Below are 20,404 nucleotides of genomic sequence, written 5' to 3' on the forward strand. Positions count from 1 at the left end.
TGAGATCAAAAAAGAGGCCATTCGTTTACTAACGAACCCCCCGAGAAGTTACATTCTGCTCTTTTAGACAAACAAATCCTGACAGATTCATATCCGCCAGGATTTGTTCAATTAAGAGCTGTAAACCTCAAAATCGAATATCGAATATCCGTATACGGTCCCTCTAGCAGTACAGAGCACTCTGACGTAACGTCCGCTATTTGCGGTAAATGTAATATCGTCAATAGAACCATTACCGGTCGTTGTTACGTAAGTATCCGTCCATGTTGTTGCATCGTTAGACACCTGAACTTTGTAGCCTTTAGCGTAAGCGTCTTCCCAATTCAACTTGACGCGGTTTACGCTTTGGTTTGCGCCCAGATCGACGTAAATCCATTCATTGTTGCTTCCTTCGATGCTCGCCCAACGGGTAGTAGAGTTGCCGTCTGTTGACTTGGAAGCTTCAAATCCTACACCTTCGATAGAACTGGCTACCGCTGTCTTGCCCAGTGCAAGGTTGATACCGGCATCAGGAGTTGAACTTGTAGTTGCTGATGCGGTATTACTGTTAGCAGACAGGTTGCCTGCGGCATCGACAGCTTTTACCATATAGCTGTAAGCTGTCGATGCGGTAAGTCCGGTATCGCTGAAGGATGTGTCTGTAGGCGCGCCTACTTCCACGCCGCCACGGAATACCCGGTAGCCTGTTACACCGACATTATCGGTAGAAGCAGTCCAACTCAGATTAATTTGGCTGCTTGAAGCTGCTGTTGCGGTCAGATTCGTTGGATCCGAGGGAGCTTGAGTATCCGCTGCACTGTAGGTAGGCTTCCACCAGTTCCCCGAGATGAACAGTAGGTTCAGCATGTTAAAGGAGTCGCTGAAGTAACTTTCCTTTTTGTTCTTCATCCAGTCCCATCCTGCATTGACCCAAGCTTGATGCGTGCTGGTAGTCGTCGCAGCGGAGATAAAAGGCGCTACGAATACTGCTGTCGCATAAGTACCGCGATTCGAACCGTTCAGTTGGTAACCGTCCTTCACATTGTTCGGATTGTTGCCTGTTTTTCCTTTGATCCATACTACCATTTTATTAGCGATATCCTTACCACGGGTGTCTCCGTACAAGGCGTAATCCATTACGATACGAAGTGGTATACGGCTTGCATTGTAGTTGTATTCATTTGTTTCAGGGAACTCTTCCAAATAGTTTGGGGGGGCCGGCTTAGGCGGGTTGCCTACCACAAAGTCCGAAATCAGACCTGTGCTAGACGAATAAGCTGCTGTAAATTGGCTGTATACGTTATACAGATTGTTGATGACATTTAGCCAAGTTGAATCTCCAGTAACTTCATTGAAAGCCCGTAGATGACTGAGCATCCAGTCGGAGGGACGCGTATTCAAGGCGCTCTTCGTATCCCAGTCACCAAGATTCAGCCTGTTGTTAGTTGTCACATTGCTAAGCTTAATAGCGCCAATCATCTTTTTGGCTTCAGCCAAATAATTGATCGTTCCAGTCGAGCCCCATTGGCGATCAGCTAGAATAAGGGAGTAAGCGATATCGAGGTCCCCGTCTGTTGCTGAACCGAAGTGCCCTTGAGCCCCAGTACTATCTGCTATTACCCATCCCATCAGGTTCGGATTATTAGAACTCTTGAACGCTCTAGCCGTTTTGAACAAACCGTCATAGATTGTTCTGGAATTCGTATCGTATCCAGCCATTAGCACGGTAATAACCATACCGTAACCTTGGCCTTCCGATGTGCCGAGAGGATCGAAGCCGTCCGCTTCGCCAGTAATATCACCTTTTACATAGTACCCTCCGGGCAGCGAGGACAAGTTGTTTTTAAGATAAGTAGCCTTCCAATAGTCATAGTAGGAAGATACAGAACTGTTCATCGAGGATTGACTGACGTGGTTTGGTTTAATGATACCCGGATAGCTGACTTGTTGAGGAAACGGTTTCAATTCACCCGCTCCATGAACTTTCCGTTGAAGCGGTGCAGGGGCGGCTAATGTCGCTAGAAGCATAACCGCCGAAAGCATGACAAGTAACATCACTTTCATTGTGCCTGAGGTCGATTTCAATGAGTACACAAAAATTCCTCCTTTAGTGATGGTTAGTTTAATTAACGTCAATGAATCCTCCTTCCCTTTAGACTGATCTCCAAAGTAAACCGCTTAACAATAAGTGCTATTCACACTTCTAAAGTTTAAGCGCTTTAACTTTAGGGCGGAAGTGACATTTTATATATATGCTGAAGAGATTTGAAGGTACGCGCTCCAATAGGAAATCATCGCATCCTCAACGTCACTTTTCACCTACAGGTTACAAATCACCAGCTAAACTGCATTACTTTATTCACACAAATGTAACACAACTATTTTCGCCGTGTCTAGATGCTTTAAAATAAATTAAAAAGTAATGTTCATAAAATAAAAGCGTTTACACTAAACAGTATAGTAAACAACATGGTCATACTGGATTAGATGGCACGAGGAACATTCTGCAATCATCCAAAAAGAAAAAGAAATATTCATACGGTTTCATAGCATAGTCAGAAAAATGAGCATCAGTCCATCGGTGAACAGACTGGCGCTGGATACGATCAGGACATCAATAGACGCTGTTAATCTCTTGGCATAAATGGCGGTAATTGAGAAGATAAAAGCCGAGCAGGCAGCCGTTGAATTTATTTTTGCTCAACCTCATGCTGGCTCAGCGCTCCTTATCTGAATGACCGCATACAGTGAAATGGAGAATTCACAAAGATGTTCCAATTGTCTATTACATGTAGCCTAAGTTCCCGAAATAGCGTAGTGACAAAGGATTCACAAAAATGGTTGTTTTTACCTTGTTATACATTGTACAATGTGTAACAAGCCTGGTGTTCATTATGGTGATCATTTATCAAACTAATAAAACCTGGCATTACCTATGCCTACAATAATGAGCCTTACTGGGACAAGGAAAAACAGCAATCCCGTGCCAAAGTTGTTCAGCTAGCCATGGATATGGGATATCAGGAGGCGAATGCCGACGATACCATTCATATCAGCGAACAAAACGCAGTGACTATTAACGAGCGATTTGCCGAAAATTGCAATATATATGTTTGTGGGTTTGCTTATGGTGAAGAGAATAAAACTTCGTACGCTGTTTATAGGAGGGTGTATTACCCTCTTTTTTCTTGTTTTGCTCGGCAGAGTGTTCTGGATTCAGGTGCTGGATCGTGATTTCTGGCAAACCAAGGCCGCAAAGCAATGGGCCCATACTTCGGTGTTTAAAGCGGTGCGTGGCACGATCGAGGACCGCAACGGCAGGATGCTGGCTAGCGATGTGCCGGCCTACACGGTAGTGGTCAATCCGGAAGCGATTACCGCTCTCAGTATCGGGGAAGAAGTTATCACCGGCCTGCATGAACTGCTCGGCAAGCCTGAGGATGAGCTTAAGGCGCTCGTGGAAGCCAAAGACGAGAACGGCAAGTATCTGAAGAACCGGGAGATCCGTAATGAAGGCTGGAAGATAGACCAGGAGCTGCGCGACAAGGTCAACGAGTTCATTGAGAAACTGAAGGATGAACATGACACTCTGGAGACTGGCGTTGGCCTGATTAGGGAGCAGAAGCGCTATTATCCGCAACAAACACTGGCCGCACATATTTTGGGTTATACGGACCGCGATGGCAATGCGGTGATGGGGTTCGAAAAGTAATTTGACAAGCAGCTTAAGGGCGCGGATGGTAAGCTATTCTACCAGAGCGACGCCAAAGGCATCAAGCTGCCTGACTCGGAGGACACTTACCAGCCGGAGGTCAATGGAAGTACTTTCAAGCTGACGATTGATAGCACAATCCAGTATTATATCGAACAGGCAATGCAGAAGGCCTATGAAGAATATAAACCCAAGAGTATTACGGTAATTGCCGCGGATCCCAGCACCATGGAGATATTGGGGCTAGCGAATATGCCAACCTTTAACCCGAATGAGTTCTGGAAATATGCCTCTGATCCAGGGGTATTCTTCAACCATGCCATCAAAACAAGATTTGAACCAGGCTCCACGTTCAAAATTGTACCTCTTGCCGGAGCGGTGGAGGAGAATTTGTTCGATTCGGACGCAACCTTCATGTCCGGTTCTATCCGCATCAAGGGGTACGGCAAGCCGCTGTTTGACCAGAAGAGAAGCGGTTATGGCGAAATCTCCTTCCTGGAAGGCGTGAAGCGGTCAAGTAACGTGGCCTTCGTCAAGCTTGGCTATGAAATGCTCGGTCCGGAAAAGCTGTTGCAATACGTGGATGATTTCGGATTTAACGATCTTACCGGTATTGACCTGCCGGGCGAAATCAGCGGAATCGTCAATCCGACTCCGAATAATGTTTCAGAGAACGCGACGATTGCATTCGGGCACGGCAAAGTGCTTGTTACTCCGATTCAGCAGCTTACCGCCATCTCGGCCATCGCCAACGGCGGAAAACTGATGGTGCCGCACGTGGTCAAGGCGACCACCGATCCGAATACCGGCAAGACTACCGTAACCCAGCCCCAGGTGGTACGTCAGGTTATTTCCGAGGAAAGCGCCAGGGAAACCAGCAGCTATCTGGAGCAGGTCGTTGCAGACCTGGTCCATGGAACCGGCCGCCATGCATACATTGAAGGCTATAGTGTAGCAGGTAAGACCGGTACGGCGATTAAACCCGACGGTAAGGGAGGGTATGACCGCGATAAGGTGCACTCGTCCTTTCTCGGATACGCACCGGCTAATAATCCGAAGATTGTGGTCTATGTCGGCATTGACGAGCCTGCTAATGCTGCTGGCGGTGGTGCTGCGGCGGGGCCGGTGTTTAAAGAGATCGTATCGGAAGCATTGTCATATATGGGTGTGCCAAAAGTTACATCGGGCGATGGAGGCAGTGTCTCCATATCCGTCAAGAATGCACCATCCGCGCAGCGCTCCGCACCCGATCTGACCGAAAAAAATAATGCAGGCGGCCAGAAAATTGCTGATTGATTAGGGCTTTTATTTTGAAACGGTCGGAGGCTCAATATCTGGACTATGGATTGGTGTCGGTGAACAATAACATAGTCCCATTAGAATCCGCGCCTGGCGCGGTTTTTCTGTTTTATGGGATCAAGTTCTTGTCCTTTGCTTAAGACAAGAACTTGATCCCATTGCCGATTTCATGAGCATCTAAACAAATATTTTTTAGATTATGTTAATCTGTCTAATAGTGAATTCAATTTAGAGCGAGGGATGTTACTTGAAAAGAAACGTATTATACATTGAAGATAATGAGAAAATAGGCAGCTTTCTAAAAGAAGAATTGGAACAGCGGGGATTTTCAGTTCAGTGGCTGCTTTCTGGTGAAGGCGCTGAAAAAGAAGTAAATCAGCATGAAATCGTTATTTTGGATATCATGTTACCCGGTTTAGACGGATTTACTGTGGGGAAACGATTAAAAAAGGCAGCTCCTGCTGTTCCTATTTTGCTGTTAACAGCTCGAACATCGATAGATGATAAGGTAGAAGGTTTACAATTTGCTGATGATTATTTAACGAAACCATTCCATACGGATGAATTAGTTGCAAGATTAGAAGTACTAATCCGTCGAAGTGGCGGAACACATTCCGAACGCATTTCATTAGGAAATTATATTGAAGTAGATTCAGAAGGCCAAATGGTATTTGACAAACGCACAGGAGAAGAAATTATATTAACAGCGAAGCAGCATCATATTTTAATGTACTTCTTACGCCACCCTAATCAAGTTTTACCAAAAGAACAAATCTATGAAGCCATCTGGGAAGAAACATATATAACTGGCGATAAAACACTAATGGTACATATCCATCGACTGCGTCAAAAGTTGGAACGTCATCCCGATTCCCCAGAGATTATTGAAACGTTGAAGGGAATAGGCTATCGGGTGAAACTATGAAACAGACTAAATCATTATTTCGTCATTTTCTAAAAGGACATTTTCTATTTATCTTTTTGCCTCCAATTATACTTATTTTCTTATCTGCGTTCATTGAATCTCCTATTAATGGAGAAGAGCTGAATGCGTTAAATCTATTTTACGTTGTACTACTTTTGTTTGGTTTTATTATTGTAGCATTTGTTGTAATATCTTGGATTTTCTTCTTAAGACTTCGTAAACGTCTCACCCGCTTACAGGAGGCCATGTCATTTTCAGCTAATCATAACTCATTTCCTAGACCAATATCTGTTCAAAGTGATCGTATGGATGAAATAGACCAGTTAGGCAATTCTTTTAATTGGATGATTCAGCAGCTTGAAGTCTTTCGCAAGCGAGAACATGAAGAGGAATTGTTACGACATCGACTCATAGCGAATTTATCTCACGACTTACGAACGCCACTTACCATTTTGAGAGGACATGTCACCCGATTAAATAAAGAATCAATGAGTCTAGAAGGACAAAATTCATTAACAGAAATGAATCATACGATTACAAGAGTGGGGGATCTAATGGATGATTTACTTTCCTATACATTGCTTACATCAGGGAAACATCCTTTTAGGCCCACTTCAACAGATATTGGACGTTTAGTAAGAGCATCTGTTGCTGCGTGGTATCCTGTATTTGAAGAAAAAGAAATCCAGATCGAGGTTGATTTACCGACAGAGGCAACTTTTTATTGGGAAGCAGATCCTAAATGGATGACACGGGTTCTGGATAATTTATTTCAGAATATTCTTCGTCATGCAGCAGAGGGGAAATATGTAAATATTGTGGTTGATGTAGAAAAAGAACAAATCATTGTTGCAGACAGAGGTCCAGGTATGGATAACTCTTCCTATGAGCGTGGGGCGGGGATTGGTTTATCGACTTCAAATTATATGTTGAAAAAAATGAAGCTGAAAGCTGATTTTACATCAAATGATAGTGGCACAAGAGTAGCTATCGGAAGATCTTAACCTAAAGTTAACCCAGAAGTAAACAGCATGATAACCGAGATGTAACTTTGCTTCTTTATAATTAGAACCATAACAGAAAGGAAGTGTTATGGTTGCTTACAATTAATAACTTAGTCAAACATCGCGGAACTAGGGGAATCTTATCAGGTATCAGTTTTAAAGCTAGACCAGGTAGAGTAACTGGTTTTTTAGGTCCAAATGGGGCAGGTAAAAGTTCTACACTTCGCATCCTGCTTGGATTAGACCGCGCTACCTCAGGGAGCGCACTCATTAATGGAAAGCCATTCGCAGAATTACATAATCCTCTAGCAACAGTAGGTGCCGCACTTGATGGCTTTGGAGCTCATCGTATGCGAACAGGACGGGCACACTTGCGTTGGATTGCACGTGCTGCAGGATTGTCTAACTCACGTGTCGAGGAAGTTCTGGAAATAGTAGGTCTTACCAATGCCGCTGGGAAAAGAGTTGGGAAGTACTCTCTTGGTATGGGGAGAAGACTGGGAATAGCAGCTGCGTTACTTGGTGATCCAAAAATATTGATTTTAGATGAACCCGTAAATGGGCTCGACCCAGAAGGAATTCGGTGGATTCGGACATTTTTACGTGAACGTGCTGAATCTGGAAATACGGTGTTATTATCCAGTCATCTAATGGGAGAGCTTGCAGAGACGGTTGATGATGTGGTGATTATTAAGCATGGAACCATCGTTGCAGATGGAACATTGGAAGAAGTAATAGGTAACCATTCCACACTGGAGGAAGCTTTTTTTGCCCTGACATCTGAAATTGCAGGTGATGTTGTATGAGAGCATTTAACGCGGAACTATCTAAATTGTTCTCCTTACCGGGTATTTGGCTTGCTTTTCTCATTGGAGCGTTTGCACCAGCGCTTATTGCTGCCTTGGACAGCATAGTACAAAAAGAGGAGATTATAGCTGGAGTTAGCACGCGGCTATCAGAAGTTGGCTATATCGGGTTAGCTCTTGGTGTGCAAGGCGTTATTATTCTTGGTGTGCTTACTGTCAGCAGTGAGTATTTGACAGAGAGCAGTGAATCTGGTGGAGGACAACAGATAACAACGAGTTTAACTGTTATTTCATCCCGGTTTCATTTTTTACTGGCAAAAGCAGGTGCTGTGACTGTGATCAGCATACTGCTTTGTATTGTTGCTATTACGACAACTGTGTCGGCAACGCATCTTATTCTTGGTGAATATGCCCCTGCATTTGAATGGTCCAGACTTATCGGTGCAGTTTGTTACTGGACATTCACTGCTCTTTTAGCACTTGGAATTACTTTTCTAACTAAGAATGGCATCCTCCCGCTTGCTCTGCTCATAATAAATTCATCCGTTGTATCATTTAGTGTCCTGTTGTATAGGGTTACAAAGTTGGCGTTTTACTTACCAGATAGGGCTGGCGCTGAAATGTTTATGTTTACGGACAACACGTCCACAGGCACTTTATTCGACGGGTTTCACACCCCCTTCACAGGCGGTTTAGTCATGTTTGCCTGGGTACTCGTTGTTTTCATTGTTGCAGCTGTTGTATTCCATAGGAGGGATGTTGCAGCATGAGTGTCTCATCTAGTAGAAAGTTAACACAAATCCTTGGTGCTGAACTGGATAAATTAGTTACATTACCATTGATATGGCTCACTCTTATGGGTACATTCATTCTAAATTTAGTTTTAGCCGCAGCTTTTACTTCTGTTGGTCTACAAGGGGCAACAGGTACGCAAAATATACTGAATATAGGACTTGCTTCTATGGGATATCTTCAAGCAGGGTTCATTATTCTTGGAATCTTAGCTACTTGTTCGGAGTATACTGGTGGACAGATTCGAACTACTTTAATTACGATACCTTGGCGTGGGTTCCAATTATCCACGAAGCATTTGGCATTGGCGATTATAACCATTCCTGTGGCGTTTATTATTGCTGCATCTGGTGTACTCTATACTTTTATTATGATGAGAGACACAACAGTAGTGATAGAAATAGACACAATGATAACAACATTAATAGGTGCAACGGGCTATCTAACATTAACCACACTTCTCAGTGCAGCTGTAGGTGCTTTATTAAGACGAACCACTCCTGCTTTAGTGGTACTGCTTGGTTATTATTTCATTGTCAGTCCATTGACGAGGGTTTTTCTACCTAGTAATAAAATTTTTTTAAATTATTTTCCGGATACGGCAGGATCTTATATGTATATGCCGTCTTCCTCTGATGAAATAAGTGTCCTTACACCAATGCAAGGGACAGGTATTTCAATGTTATGGACACTGAGCTTTATTACAGTAGCTATTGTATTTTACCGTAAACGAGATGCCTAGTTATAATTATATCTTATTCAACTAACGGGGCAGGATTATCGAAGAAGTAAAGGAGGAGTTTCTGATAGAATTCAAAGTAAATAAAAATTATATTTGGGTATATTTCATAATATTTTACGCCCTATGGTGTATCAGAGAATTATGGTTGGTTCAATATTTAGATTTGATGGAACCCGTTCCAAGAGCTATAACATCAGCCACTATTAAAATAGTTGTTTGGGTCATTCCTGTTATTTTATTAGTTATAATTATGGAAAAAAGTAAACCATTTTCCTATTTACAGTTACATCATAACTTTAGAAAAAGTCTAAAATGGACAGGTTGGGTATCCTTAGCCTTGATACTATTCTATTTTGTAATAAATCTTATCGTTTTAAATAATAATATCGATTTTCAAATAGGATTTAACGGATGGCTTAATACTATTCTATTGGTTGGTATTACTGAGGAAATTGTCTTTAGAGGTTTTTTATTAAGAAAGCTTATGGATTCTTTTAGATTCTGGATAGCAAATACAGTTACAGCTTTACTCTTTGTATCGATTCATTTTCCTATTTGGTTTTATAAAGGTCTGTTTGAATTCCCTTATATTCTAAGTTCCATATTAACAGTTTTTGTGTTGGGTATTATATTTGGGTTTGTATATAAGAAAAGTAATTCTCTTTGGTCAGTAATTATTATTCATTCTTTGTATAATTTATTAGTGTTGCTCTTCTACTAGCGGGTGCTTTAGTTGAATAAGACTATAAGACTATACTACGACGATGATTAAACATAGATTCGGATTCAATTTTACAAACAAATCATTTAATGAGCGTTTAAGTGACTAAAATGTCACTTCAATGTCACTTTAATGTCATTTTGGGAAGATATACTAAACCCATCGATGAATTATTAAAGGAGATATTATGGAAGTGAAATTACGGAAACTCCTCTTTGTAGGAACAATTTTGTACACGCTGTTGATATTATATTTTATGTTTTTTGCTTTCAGTAGATTAGATCATTGGAACAGCGATTATGGATACACATTTATACTTGTTCCAGAAGGAGTTCCACTTCGATTTCCAAAACTAACTTTTTCATGGGTATACAACTTTGGAAACATTGCTGCCTTTATCCCTTTTGGAGTAGTAATTCCTCTGTTGTATCGTTCCAGTTTTGGGAAGTTCATATCCTTTTTTGTCTTGACGATTCTCGTTCTGGAAACGATGCAGGCTTTAACTCATCTTGGCAGCTTTGATGTAGATGATGTTATATCCAATACATTAGGTGCAGCGATAGGATTTATCGCCTATAAAGTTGGATGTTCTTCAAAAATTTCTTATAAAAAGCTTATTGTTTCAGCCCTATCTATTGTTGTTCTTCTTGTTGGAGTAATCGTGATCTCGGAAACCATCAATTATGTTGTAGCGAAAAGAGAAAGCCCAATTCAAGCATTACACGATGTGAAAGAAATGAATGGAACCATGCCTATGACTGAAAATCTTCCAAGTTTCACCGTAGCAGGCAAGAAAATAGAACCCAAAATGAACGTGTATTACAGTGAAGGGGATAAAAGAAAATCATACACCTACATCTTGGGGAACAAAAAAGATGTGACGTTCTATTCTTATTTTGGCATTCCAGACAAGGGAGATTCCAAGGGAGAACTCACTATATTGGTAGACGGAAACCAAAGAGTTCATTATCAGTACAATGAACAATATAATAATGGAGCAGAACCTTTAAATATACCATTTTATGACAAGGTGAACGAAATTACGATTATCGTTTCCGGGAACGCTAAACTATGGGACGTTGGATTCAGTGAAATGAAGCATTGGTGGGAGTGAAGAACAAACACGCAACATATAGAAACCGCGATAATCGCGGCAAGGCTGTCAAGAAAGTCTCGACATCTTTTTTTTATATCATAATCATTTAATTCAGTACCGCGTTAATGTTGCCGAATGATTGTCCAATACGTTTCGTTGCGTCCGCTCGTGACACGTCCCGGACCACCTAAGAGTATGAGAATACACCAAGCTGGACGCGATTCAGGGCTTAGTGTATATTTTCGTTAAAATGTTGGCGGGTCCCCAACTATAGGATTCTGTGCATATAAGATCTGACCTACAAAATTGGCTTCAAGCAATATATGACCAGGGCAAGAAACATAATAATTAAAATGAACATAGGGAGTTGCGAAAATGAAATCTTGCTGAAACATCTAAGGTCGGATGTCGTTTTGTTTATTTCTCCAAATGAAAAGGATCATGTTGTTGATACTTTTGTTTTAAGAACATTGAATGCTGTATATAAAAATAGCTACAAAGATGTTTCTATGCATATTCGTGAGATGTGAGTGATTTTTTTAAGATTTGATGTTCATTCCAAAAATTGGAGATAAGAAGTTGGAATAGTTGATGGCTATTTTAGCTTTTGACGATTGATCAAGGTTCCATCTTTTTATATAAAGGAGGGAGAGTGCACTCGATAAATGGGAGAACAGCCTGATACGCAATGTCTACAACCTTAATATTGTCCGAAGGCTATTGATTGACGGGAATGATCAAATAGGGTTACACGCATGTTCCGTTACGGCCAATGTTGTGGACGGCGCCCCTGCGCCGCAGTGGTTTGAGGACAGTGGAGACACCCCCGACTGGGAAAGACAGGCTGTTTCCTTGGCGTCTGCCGCCGGAATCATTGAGGTGCGTCTGCCGCGGGACCATTTCATGCCAGACGATAAAGCTACGTGGCGGATGTGGTGACGGTACTGCTGAGAATGTTGAATCTTAGGGAGTTGAATCGATTATGAAAGCTTTAATTATTTCGGATATTCACAGCAACGTCAAAGCGCTGGAATCGATCCGCAAGGCAGAATCCGACTGTGACGTGATTTATTGCGCGGGAGATCTTGTAGACTACGGGCCTTTCCCGCGGGAAGTTATCGAATGGGTGCATAAGAACGATGCGAATTGTGTTCGCGGTAACCATGACGACATTATTATCGACCTGTACCGAAACGGCAATAGCGGTCACGATGTGGCGGAGGATGAGATCAAGTGGGCGCATTACAATGCAAGGCTACTCGGCGAAGCGGAAATTTCCTTCCTCGAAAGCATACCGGTCTACCGCACATTCGAGATGGACGGCTATAGCTATACAATGCAACATCTGTACGAAAACTATTTGACGATTGATAGCTTGCCCAAGTACGATGCTTTCTGGGCGGAACGCAACGTCAGGACAATTGGGGCCAAAGAAGATCGCCGCATTATTTTCGGACATACACATCGCAGATGCATTCATTATTTGAGTGACGACAGTTTGTGGCTGAATCCGGGAAGCGTGTCCTACCGCCGTCGCGACGATCCGTCGAAAGAAGCGCACTATTTCACGATTACCGATGGCAAAATAGCGATGAAAAGTCTTGTCTATGACCGCACGCCTTTGCTCGAAGCGGCACAAAAGTTGCTGTTGAAAGAAGAAGAGATGAAGGTTGCGTACTTCTTTTTTGGGTAAGCGAACGGCAGAGCAAGCAACAACAATGGGGACGTATCCACGATTTGGTGTCGGGATACGTCCTTTCTCATTTATTGTACACCGGCAGGTTGCGATTTACAGCTGGCAAGGAGGTAATTCCTGCTCATTTTGCGCCTCAGTTTACATTTTTATGATTGCTTCATTTTTTTACACTATGGCATGGGAAACGTATCTTTCATAATAGAGGTTGTGAAGTTGCGGATATGATCCTGAAGAGGCTGCGGTTCATATCCGCCTATTCTATAGGAAGCAGGTGGGAAAATGACTACTATTTATTGGGTATCGAGTAGCGACGAGTTGGCGGCAGCCATTGGCCGGGCAGAACCTGGTTCTTCGATCTTGTTGGCAGACGGCGTTTACGAACGGAATGAAGATTATATTATTGAAGGCAAAGTAGGATCGGACACCGCAATATTAAGCATTCGCGCTGTAAATAAAGGAAAAGCGACGATCGCTGGAGAATCAAGTATACGCATCTTGAACTCTGCTTATGTAGAGGTATGGGGACTGCATTTCCAGGTCGAGCAGCGCGAATCTATCATTCTGGATGGTTCGCGGCATGTGAGGATTGCACGGAATAGATTTGAGCCGCGACAGGTTGGGGCGGAGTATAGCCTGCTGTCTGTGCTGGGAAGCGGCAGCGGCTGGAACCGGATCGAACGCAACGAGTTCGGGCCAAAAGCCGACCTCGGGCCGCTCGTTATTTTTGATGGCGACGGTGAACAAATCTCGCAGCATGATGTCATTGAATATAATTATTTTCATCATATAGGCCCGCGTGTCGTCAATGGGCTTGAAGCGATCCGGCTCGGCCTATCCGGCATCTCTCTCTCGAACGGCTATATTACCATTCAACACAACCTGTTTGAAAATTGCGACGGAGAGCCCGAGATTATTTCGGTAAAAAGCTGCTATAATACAGTTCGGTACAACACGTTCCTTAACTCCGCCGGCCAAGTGACAGCGCGTCACGGACATGGAAATCGCTTTCATAATAATGTATTTATCGGCGATGGCGTGAAGGAAGAAATGGGCGGATTTCGCATTTACGGCAACGACCATCACATTTTTGATAACTATATGGAAAACTTGACGTTGGATGCGCTGCTCATTGACGGCGGCAACTACGATGGCGGATCAGACGGCTATCCCGAGGCGCCGACGCAGGAGGAACTGAGGAAACATTGGCGCGTCTATCGAGCCAGTGTAGTGAATAATACGATTGTCAATTGTCGTCACGGCATTACGCTCGGCAAGCGGATTCCTTATGCGCCGGAGCAATGTGTAATCGCTTACAATCGTATATGCGGCAAGGAGCAGCCGGCCATCTATGAATACCGGCCGTCTCCGGCGGTTTGTATTAACAATCATAAAGCGGATGTCGCGGATATTCGTTGTCCGGCTATTCTGACAAGAATTGACGTCGGTCCCGACTCCGACTAAAACTAACATGGAGGAGAACCTATGGCCCAAACTCGAAACCGGTGGACAATCTATCTGAAGCAGCTCCGGCATAAAAATCGCAGTGTATACATGACCTGGATGCTTTCCTACGTCTCGGTGCTGCTCGTGCCCATTCTGATCAGCGGCGTTATATACAGCGCGACGCTGAACGTTGTAAAGGCTGAAATTAACCGTGCCAACCAATCTATTCTTCTTCAGATGGAGCAAGCCATAGATAGCCAGTTCAAAGGAATCGAGAATCTAAGCCTCGAGGTGAGCCTCAACAGGCGAATCGCAGCATTTATTTCGGCCGATACCAATCTGTCTGATTCGGACCACTACGATGTATACCAAATCGCTAATGATTTGCGCGTATTCGAAATCGCTAACGATTATCTTGAAGGTATTTATATTTACTACAAAAATAGCGATACGGTCATCGCACGCAACAACCGTATGAACATCGAAGCGTTATACGAACATATTCGCCTTGAAGAGCATATGCCGTTCCAGTCGTTACGAGAATATTTTGACCAAGGGTACATTAAAGGCTACCACTCCGTTGTTGTGTCTGAAGAGAATGAGTGGCGGCCTACGGTCATGTATGCCCAAAATGTGAACTCAACAATCATGAATCAACCTGGAGCTGTCTTGCTGTTCATGATTGACCGCAGTAAGCTGCTAGAGCAAGCTTCGGCGCCTGAGAAAGGTACGATCTTTATTCTGGATAAAGACAACCGGTTCATTGCGTCTACGGGCGATTCGCTGTCGGAACCTGCTCTATTATACAGCGATATGTCGAAAGAATCGGGGCAACTTGAGATCGAGACTGACGGTCACCGGCTTGTTGCATCCTACACAACCTCATCCATTACGGGATGGAAATATGTGATGACGCTGCCGGCGAACGTATATCACCAGAAGATGAACGTGGTAGAGCAATTGACGATCGCCAGTATCTTGCTTTGCCTTATTGTTGGCGGTGGCGTTACGTATTGGCTCCTCAAACGGAACTACCTGCCGATCCATGCGCTGATCCAGAGCTTGTCGTTCAAGGCGGGTTTTACCTTTGATCGCGGCTCCAATGAATACTCCTTTCTGGAGCAGGCGCTGAGCAGCACCTTCCATGAGAAGGAGGAGCTTCATTACAAGCTGAATCAGCATAACAATACACTCAGATCGCACTTTTTGCAGCGGCTGCTGAAGGGGCAACTCGACAGCCATATCCCGTTGCACGAATCGTTCTCAGCCTATGATCTGCGTTTCCCGCTGGGTGGATTCTCTGTTATTTTGCTGCGCATCGAGCACTTCGGCAAGTTCCATCGGAAGGATGAGGATCAGGTCCATAATAAGCGGTTGCTGCAATTCCTGATCGCCAACGTGGTCGAGGAGGTCGCGCGAAAGTCAGTAAACGCCTATGCGGTAGAGCTGGACCAGGAGTTGCTCGCCTGCATCGTCAACCATCAGCTTGCATCGCCGACGGAGCAGCGGGGGGAGCTGGCGCACATCGCGGAAGAAACGATGTCGTTCATCTCCAATCATGCCCATGTCCAGTTGACCGCTGCCATCAGCGCACAACAGGAGGGCGAATATGGCATCTTCCAGGCGTTCCAGGAAGCGATTGAGGCGATGGAATACCGTATCATTGCAGGCAGCGGGGGCATTATTCATTATGGGGACCTGAGCGGCAACGACAACCTAGGGGCTGCTCCAGGTGGTTATTTTTATCCGCTCAAGGCCGAGCAGCAATTGATCGTTATGGTTCGCGAAGGGCAGCTTGATAAGGCGGAAACCTTCGTCGGGGAGATCATTCAGAAAAATGTGACGACGGAGCCGTTTCCTTTTCATACTGCCAAATGTCTCATGTTCGATCTAATGGCTACGCTGCAAAAAGTAATCGGCGAAATCCGCATCGCGGGCAAGCCGGATATGCCTGACGGAGTGCGCGCCATCGAACGCCTGATGCAATGCCAGACGGTAGGGGAGATGCGCAGCCAGCTTTACGATATGCTAGAGCTTCTGTGCGGCTACGTTAATAACAACCGCGAATACTGCAGCAATCCGCTAATCGATAAGGTCATGAAATATGTCAACGAGTATTACCAGGACGAGAACCTGAACATTTCGATGATCGGGGAAGCCTTCTCCATGACGCCGTCGTATGTTTCCAAACTGTTCAAGGAACTTGCCGGCGAATCTCTGCTCGATTATATTAACAAGACCCGGCTGGTGCAGGCCAAATTGCTGCTTATCGGCGGGAAATATACGGTCAGCGAAATATCGCTGAAGGTTGGTTACAACGATGTGAATACCTTCCACCGCATATTCAAAAAATTTGAAGGAATAACGCCCGGGCGCTACAGGGAAGTCAAGTAGCTCTAGGGCTTTTCTTTTCAAGAAAAAGTAGCAAACATACGGTTTTGTTACCCTCATTTTTGAGAAATTGCAGTATATTTTAGGTTTTAACGATAGCTTGCGGCACCGGATTAACGATATGTTGAAAGCGTATTCACACCAACTTATTCGAGACGAAAAGAACGGAGGGCACAATGGCGAAAAATCGTAACGTCAAGACTCATAAGAGGCTGCAGCTCACACTGGGGATCGCAATGGTACTTTCATTGTTGTTAACCGCATGCTCCAGTAATGGGGGCTCTGGAAACAAGGATAAGACAGAGCCGACTCAAAGCGCCGTCAGCAATAAGGGCGGCGATGGCGTAAGCAAAGGCAGCGAGGGATCGGATATGCCGGTGTATCCGCTGGATACGAAAGATACTTTCTCATACTGGGCTCCAATCAACGGAAACCTGATTACATTTACAACGAATCTGGCGGAAGCGCCGATCGGGAAGGCGATTGCAGAAGCTACCGGCGTGAAAGTGAACTACATCCATCCGACCGAAAGTCAAGCTGAAGAACAGTTTAATTTGCTGCTGGCTTCCAGCAAGCTGCCGGATGTGCTGGAGTACGACTGGAGTATTTATCCGGGTGGACCGGAAAAGGCGATTTCAGACGGGGTTATCGTACCGCTAAACGATTTGATCGACCAATATGCGCCTAACCTGAAGAAGATGCTGGAAGCTAATCCAGAGCTGGATAAAATGGTGAAGACCGACAGTGGCCAATATTACGTCTTCCCGATGGTGCGAAACGAGGAAGGATTAGTCTTCCGCGGACCAATGCTGCGCAAAGATTGGTTGGATGAGCTAGGGCTGCAATTGCCTGTAACGATAGACGATTGGCATAAGGTTCTGACGGCGTTCAAAGAGAAAAAAGGCGCCGTAGCACCGCTGACGGCGCTATACGCGAACAAAATGAATTTGCAGGACGCGTTCTTCGGCGCATACAAAACATCGCACGGCTTCTATATTGACGACCTAGGCAAAGTGAAATACGGTCCGTTAGATCCGCAATACAAGGATGTTATGACGCTGTTCCGCCAGTGGTATTCCGAAGGGCTGATTGATAAAGACTTCCCGATCGTCGAACGCGATACGCTGGATAAGCGGCTTCTGAACGGTGAGTCCGGCGCGACTGTTTTCCTGCTGGGCGGCGGCATGGGCAAATGGCTGGAGTCCGGTAAAGCCCAAAATCCGGCTTTTGATCTTGTAGCGGCTCCTTATCCGGTATTGAAAGCAGGCGAAAAACCGTTCACCGGACAGCGCGATTTCAAATATAACCCGAAAGCAAGCGCGGCCGTGACGACATCGGCGAAAGACCTAGAAACGATCGTAAAATGGCTGGACTTCGCATTTAGCGAGCAAGGAACCATGATGTACAACTTCGGCGTTGAAGGCGAAAGCTACACGATGGACAACGGCGTTCCGAAATTTACTGATATGATCGTAAAAAACGATAAGTACACTTCACAGCAGATGTTGGCGCAGTATACGGTTCCGAACGGTCCATTTCCGATGCATGAGCAAAAAACGACCAACACGTTCCCACAACAGGACGAGGCGGTCCAGATTTGGTCGGAGACTGATGCGGCGAAACATATTTTGCCCGCGTTCATTACGCCTACTGTAGATGAGAGCAAGAAGGTAGCGCAGACGATGACGGCAATCAACACGTATCTGGAAGAAATGTTCATCAAATTTGTAATGGGCAACGAGCCGCTCGACAAGTTCGACAGCTTTGTAAAGCAGCTGGAAGATATGGGGATTCGTGATGTAATCGACATCTATCAAGGCGCTTTGGATCGCTACAACAACAGATAACTCCATGTATCGTCCCACGGCTGGCTGCAGGCTGCCGTGGGGCAAGGGAATGGTGCAGCCATCCCCTGCCGATAATGCTGGATTTGGATAGGAGGAGTAGGAGATGGCTCAATTGAAGCTGGGACGCAGCAAAGTCACGCATGCCGGTCGTCTGCCGCTTAATATTGCGAAAGACATGGTTAAGAACAAGTATTTGTACATGATGCTTACTCCTGTTTTGTTATATTTCATTATTTTTCATTATTTCCCGATGTACGGTTCGATTATTGCGTTCAAGGATTTTAACCCCCGGCTTGGAATCGGGGGCAGCGCGTGGGTAGGACTTGAGCATTTCAAAGACTTTTTTGGCGGGATGTATTTTTGGCGGGTGTTAAAAAACACTCTGATGATTAGCTTGTACGATCTCATTTTCGGTTTTCCCGCTCCGCTTATTCTCGCCTTGTTGCTTAATGAGGTGAAAAATGCACTGTTCAAGCGTTCGGTTCAGACGATTACTTATTTGCCGCATTTTATTTCGCTTGTCATTATTTGCGGCATGATCAAAGATTTTACGAGCAGTGACGGCGTCATTAACGATATTATCGCATTTTTCGGTGGTGAGCGGGTTACGATGCTGCTGGAGCCGTCTTTTTTCCGGACAATCTTCGTTTCGTCGAATATATGGCAGCATATAGGCTGGGGTACAATTATTTATTTGGCCGCGCTGTCTGCGATCGATCTCGAGCAATATGAAGCTTGCAAGATCGACGGGGGTGGACGCTGGAAGCAGATGCTTCATATTACCCTACCCGGTCTGCTTCCCGTTTTCGTTATATTGCTCATCCTGAACATTGGCCGAATTATGAGCGTTGGCTTCGAGAAAGTTATTCTGTTGTACAACCCGACCACTTATGTGACAGGGGATGTCATTTCCTCGTATGTGTACCGGATCGGGCTTCAAGATTTTCAATTCAGTTTCAGCTCCGCTGTCGGATTGTTCAACTCCGTGATTAACTTCGCGCTTGTTATCGGCTCCAACTGGATAAGCCGGAAGTTGAACAATACGGGTTTGTGGTAGAGGAGGGTTCGTATGCGAGTAAGCTTGGGTGAACATATATTTCGGGTTTGCAATACGCTGTTTTTGTCCGCGCTCATGATTGTAACAGTGTACCCAATTCTATACGTGGCATTTGCTTCATTCAGCGAACCAGCGCTGATGATGGCGCATAAGGGCATTCTTTGGAAGCCGCTGGGCTTCTCGCTTGAAACATATGAGGCGGTATTCAGCAACCCGATGATCCTGCTCGGCTACCGCAACACATTATTTATTGTCATTGTAGGCGTGGCTCTCAATTTGCTGCTTACTTCTTTTGCCGCATACGCTTTGTCCAGAAAAACATTGCAATATCGCAAGCAGCTTACGTTGGTTATCGTATTTACCATGTTTTTCAGCGGTGGATTAATTCCGTTCTACTTGCTGGTCAGAGGGTTGGGCATTACGGACACACTGTGGGCGCTGATCCTGCCTACCGCAATAAGCGCATTTAACCTCATTATCATGCGAACATCGTTCGAGGCAGTGCCGGATGCGCTAGAAGAGTCGGCCAAGATCGACGGCGCCAACGACTTTGGCATTCTGTTCCGCATCTTCCTGCCGCTATGCAAGCCCGTGCTTGCAGTGGTAGGCCTGTATTACGGAGTAAGCCACTGGAACTCCTGGTTTAACGCCATGATCTTCCTTCAGGATCGGTCGCTGTATCCGTTGCAGTTGATCCTGCGAGAAATTTTGATTATTGGCGAGGCAAACTCCATGGCGGAAGGAGCCTCCCAAGATGAGATCATCATATTGGGCGAGACATTGAAATACGCCACGATTATGGTAGCAACCCTTCCGATTTTTCTGGTCTATCCGCTATTGCAAAAATATTTCGTGAAAGGCGCCTTGATCGGTGCCATTAAAGGTTAGGAGAAG

16 protein-coding genes and 1 pseudogene are annotated in these 20,404 nt (G+C 44.7%); 15 read left to right on the forward strand and 2 right to left on the reverse strand.

What is annotated here, in order from left to right; translation table 11 throughout:
* Positions 1–111 precede the first annotated feature (111 nt).
* On the reverse strand, positions 112–828 hold the full coding sequence (locus MKX60_RS21180; RefSeq protein WP_256721593.1) for a galactose-binding domain-containing protein: 717 nt from the start codon (positions 826–828) through the stop codon (positions 112–114).
* Positions 805–1,956: pseudogene (locus tag MKX60_RS21185) on the reverse strand (glycosyl hydrolase family 8); the annotation flags it as partial. The gene MKX60_RS21180 and the pseudogene MKX60_RS21185, both read right to left, overlap by 24 nt.
* A gap of 1,150 nt (positions 1,957–3,106) precedes the next feature.
* Here MKX60_RS21185 and MKX60_RS21190 point away from each other — a divergent pair.
* The 15 genes from MKX60_RS21190 to MKX60_RS21260 all read left to right on the forward strand — a co-directional run bounded on the left by MKX60_RS21190 (position 3,107) and on the right by MKX60_RS21260 (position 20,398).
* Complete coding sequence (locus tag MKX60_RS21190) at positions 3,107–3,691, forward strand: hypothetical protein (protein ID WP_341060884.1); 585 nt, start codon at positions 3,107–3,109, stop codon at positions 3,689–3,691.
* 162 nt (positions 3,692–3,853) lie between these two features.
* A complete protein-coding gene (locus MKX60_RS21195) occupies positions 3,854–4,987 on the forward strand; it encodes a peptidoglycan D,D-transpeptidase FtsI family protein (RefSeq protein WP_341060886.1) in 1,134 nt (377 codons plus the stop codon).
* Positions 4,988–5,237: 250 nt separating this feature from the next.
* Positions 5,238–5,915, forward strand: coding sequence for a response regulator transcription factor (locus MKX60_RS21200; RefSeq protein WP_042188454.1), 678 nt, complete (start codon positions 5,238–5,240; stop codon positions 5,913–5,915).
* The gene (locus MKX60_RS21205) at positions 5,912–6,919 is read left to right on the forward strand and encodes a sensor histidine kinase (RefSeq protein ID WP_341060888.1); all 1,008 of its coding nucleotides are present in this window, start codon (positions 5,912–5,914) and stop codon (positions 6,917–6,919) included. The genes MKX60_RS21200 and MKX60_RS21205 overlap by 4 nt, the downstream gene beginning before the upstream one ends.
* A gap of 83 nt (positions 6,920–7,002) precedes the next feature.
* Complete coding sequence (locus tag MKX60_RS21210; protein ID WP_445670766.1) at positions 7,003–7,725, forward strand: ABC transporter ATP-binding protein; 723 nt, start codon at positions 7,003–7,005, stop codon at positions 7,723–7,725.
* Positions 7,722–8,495 carry an ABC transporter permease gene (locus MKX60_RS21215; RefSeq protein WP_341060891.1) on the forward strand — a complete coding sequence of 258 codons (774 nt, stop codon included), beginning with the start codon at positions 7,722–7,724 and terminating at the stop codon, positions 8,493–8,495. The genes MKX60_RS21210 and MKX60_RS21215 overlap by 4 nt, the downstream gene beginning before the upstream one ends.
* Complete coding sequence (locus MKX60_RS21220; RefSeq protein ID WP_341060892.1) at positions 8,492–9,259, forward strand: ABC transporter permease; 768 nt, start codon at positions 8,492–8,494, stop codon at positions 9,257–9,259. The genes MKX60_RS21215 and MKX60_RS21220 overlap by 4 nt, the downstream gene beginning before the upstream one ends.
* Positions 9,260–9,404: 145 nt before the next feature.
* The gene (locus MKX60_RS21225) at positions 9,405–9,980 is read left to right on the forward strand and encodes a CPBP family intramembrane glutamic endopeptidase (protein WP_341060894.1); all 576 of its coding nucleotides are present in this window, start codon (positions 9,405–9,407) and stop codon (positions 9,978–9,980) included.
* Positions 9,981–10,167: 187 nt separating this feature from the next.
* Complete coding sequence (locus MKX60_RS21230) at positions 10,168–11,094, forward strand: VanZ family protein (RefSeq protein ID WP_341060895.1); 927 nt, start codon at positions 10,168–10,170, stop codon at positions 11,092–11,094.
* A 964-nt stretch (positions 11,095–12,058) separates the two neighbouring features.
* On the forward strand, positions 12,059–12,769 hold the full coding sequence (locus MKX60_RS21235) for a metallophosphoesterase family protein (RefSeq protein WP_341060896.1): 711 nt from the start codon (positions 12,059–12,061) through the stop codon (positions 12,767–12,769).
* 282 nt (positions 12,770–13,051) lie between these two features.
* On the forward strand, positions 13,052–14,233 hold the full coding sequence (locus MKX60_RS21240) for a polysaccharide lyase 6 family protein (protein ID WP_341060897.1): 1,182 nt from the start codon (positions 13,052–13,054) through the stop codon (positions 14,231–14,233).
* A gap of 21 nt (positions 14,234–14,254) precedes the next feature.
* Positions 14,255–16,609: an AraC family transcriptional regulator gene (locus MKX60_RS21245; protein WP_341060898.1), complete on the forward strand. Its 2,355-nt coding sequence runs from the start codon at positions 14,255–14,257 to the stop codon at positions 16,607–16,609.
* Between the two features lie 173 nt (positions 16,610–16,782).
* A complete protein-coding gene (locus MKX60_RS21250) occupies positions 16,783–18,453 on the forward strand; it encodes an extracellular solute-binding protein (RefSeq protein ID WP_341060899.1) in 1,671 nt (556 codons plus the stop codon).
* 103 nt (positions 18,454–18,556) lie between these two features.
* Complete coding sequence (locus tag MKX60_RS21255) at positions 18,557–19,510, forward strand: ABC transporter permease (protein WP_042188470.1); 954 nt, start codon at positions 18,557–18,559, stop codon at positions 19,508–19,510.
* A gap of 12 nt (positions 19,511–19,522) precedes the next feature.
* Entirely contained in the window at positions 19,523–20,398 is an 876-nt protein-coding gene (locus MKX60_RS21260) for a carbohydrate ABC transporter permease (RefSeq protein ID WP_076299865.1), read from the forward strand.
* Positions 20,399–20,404 lie beyond the last annotated feature (6 nt).

Source organism: Paenibacillus sp. FSL R5-0914 (genome assembly GCF_038004525.1).
Lineage (GTDB): Bacteria > Bacillota > Bacilli > Paenibacillales > Paenibacillaceae > Paenibacillus_AQ.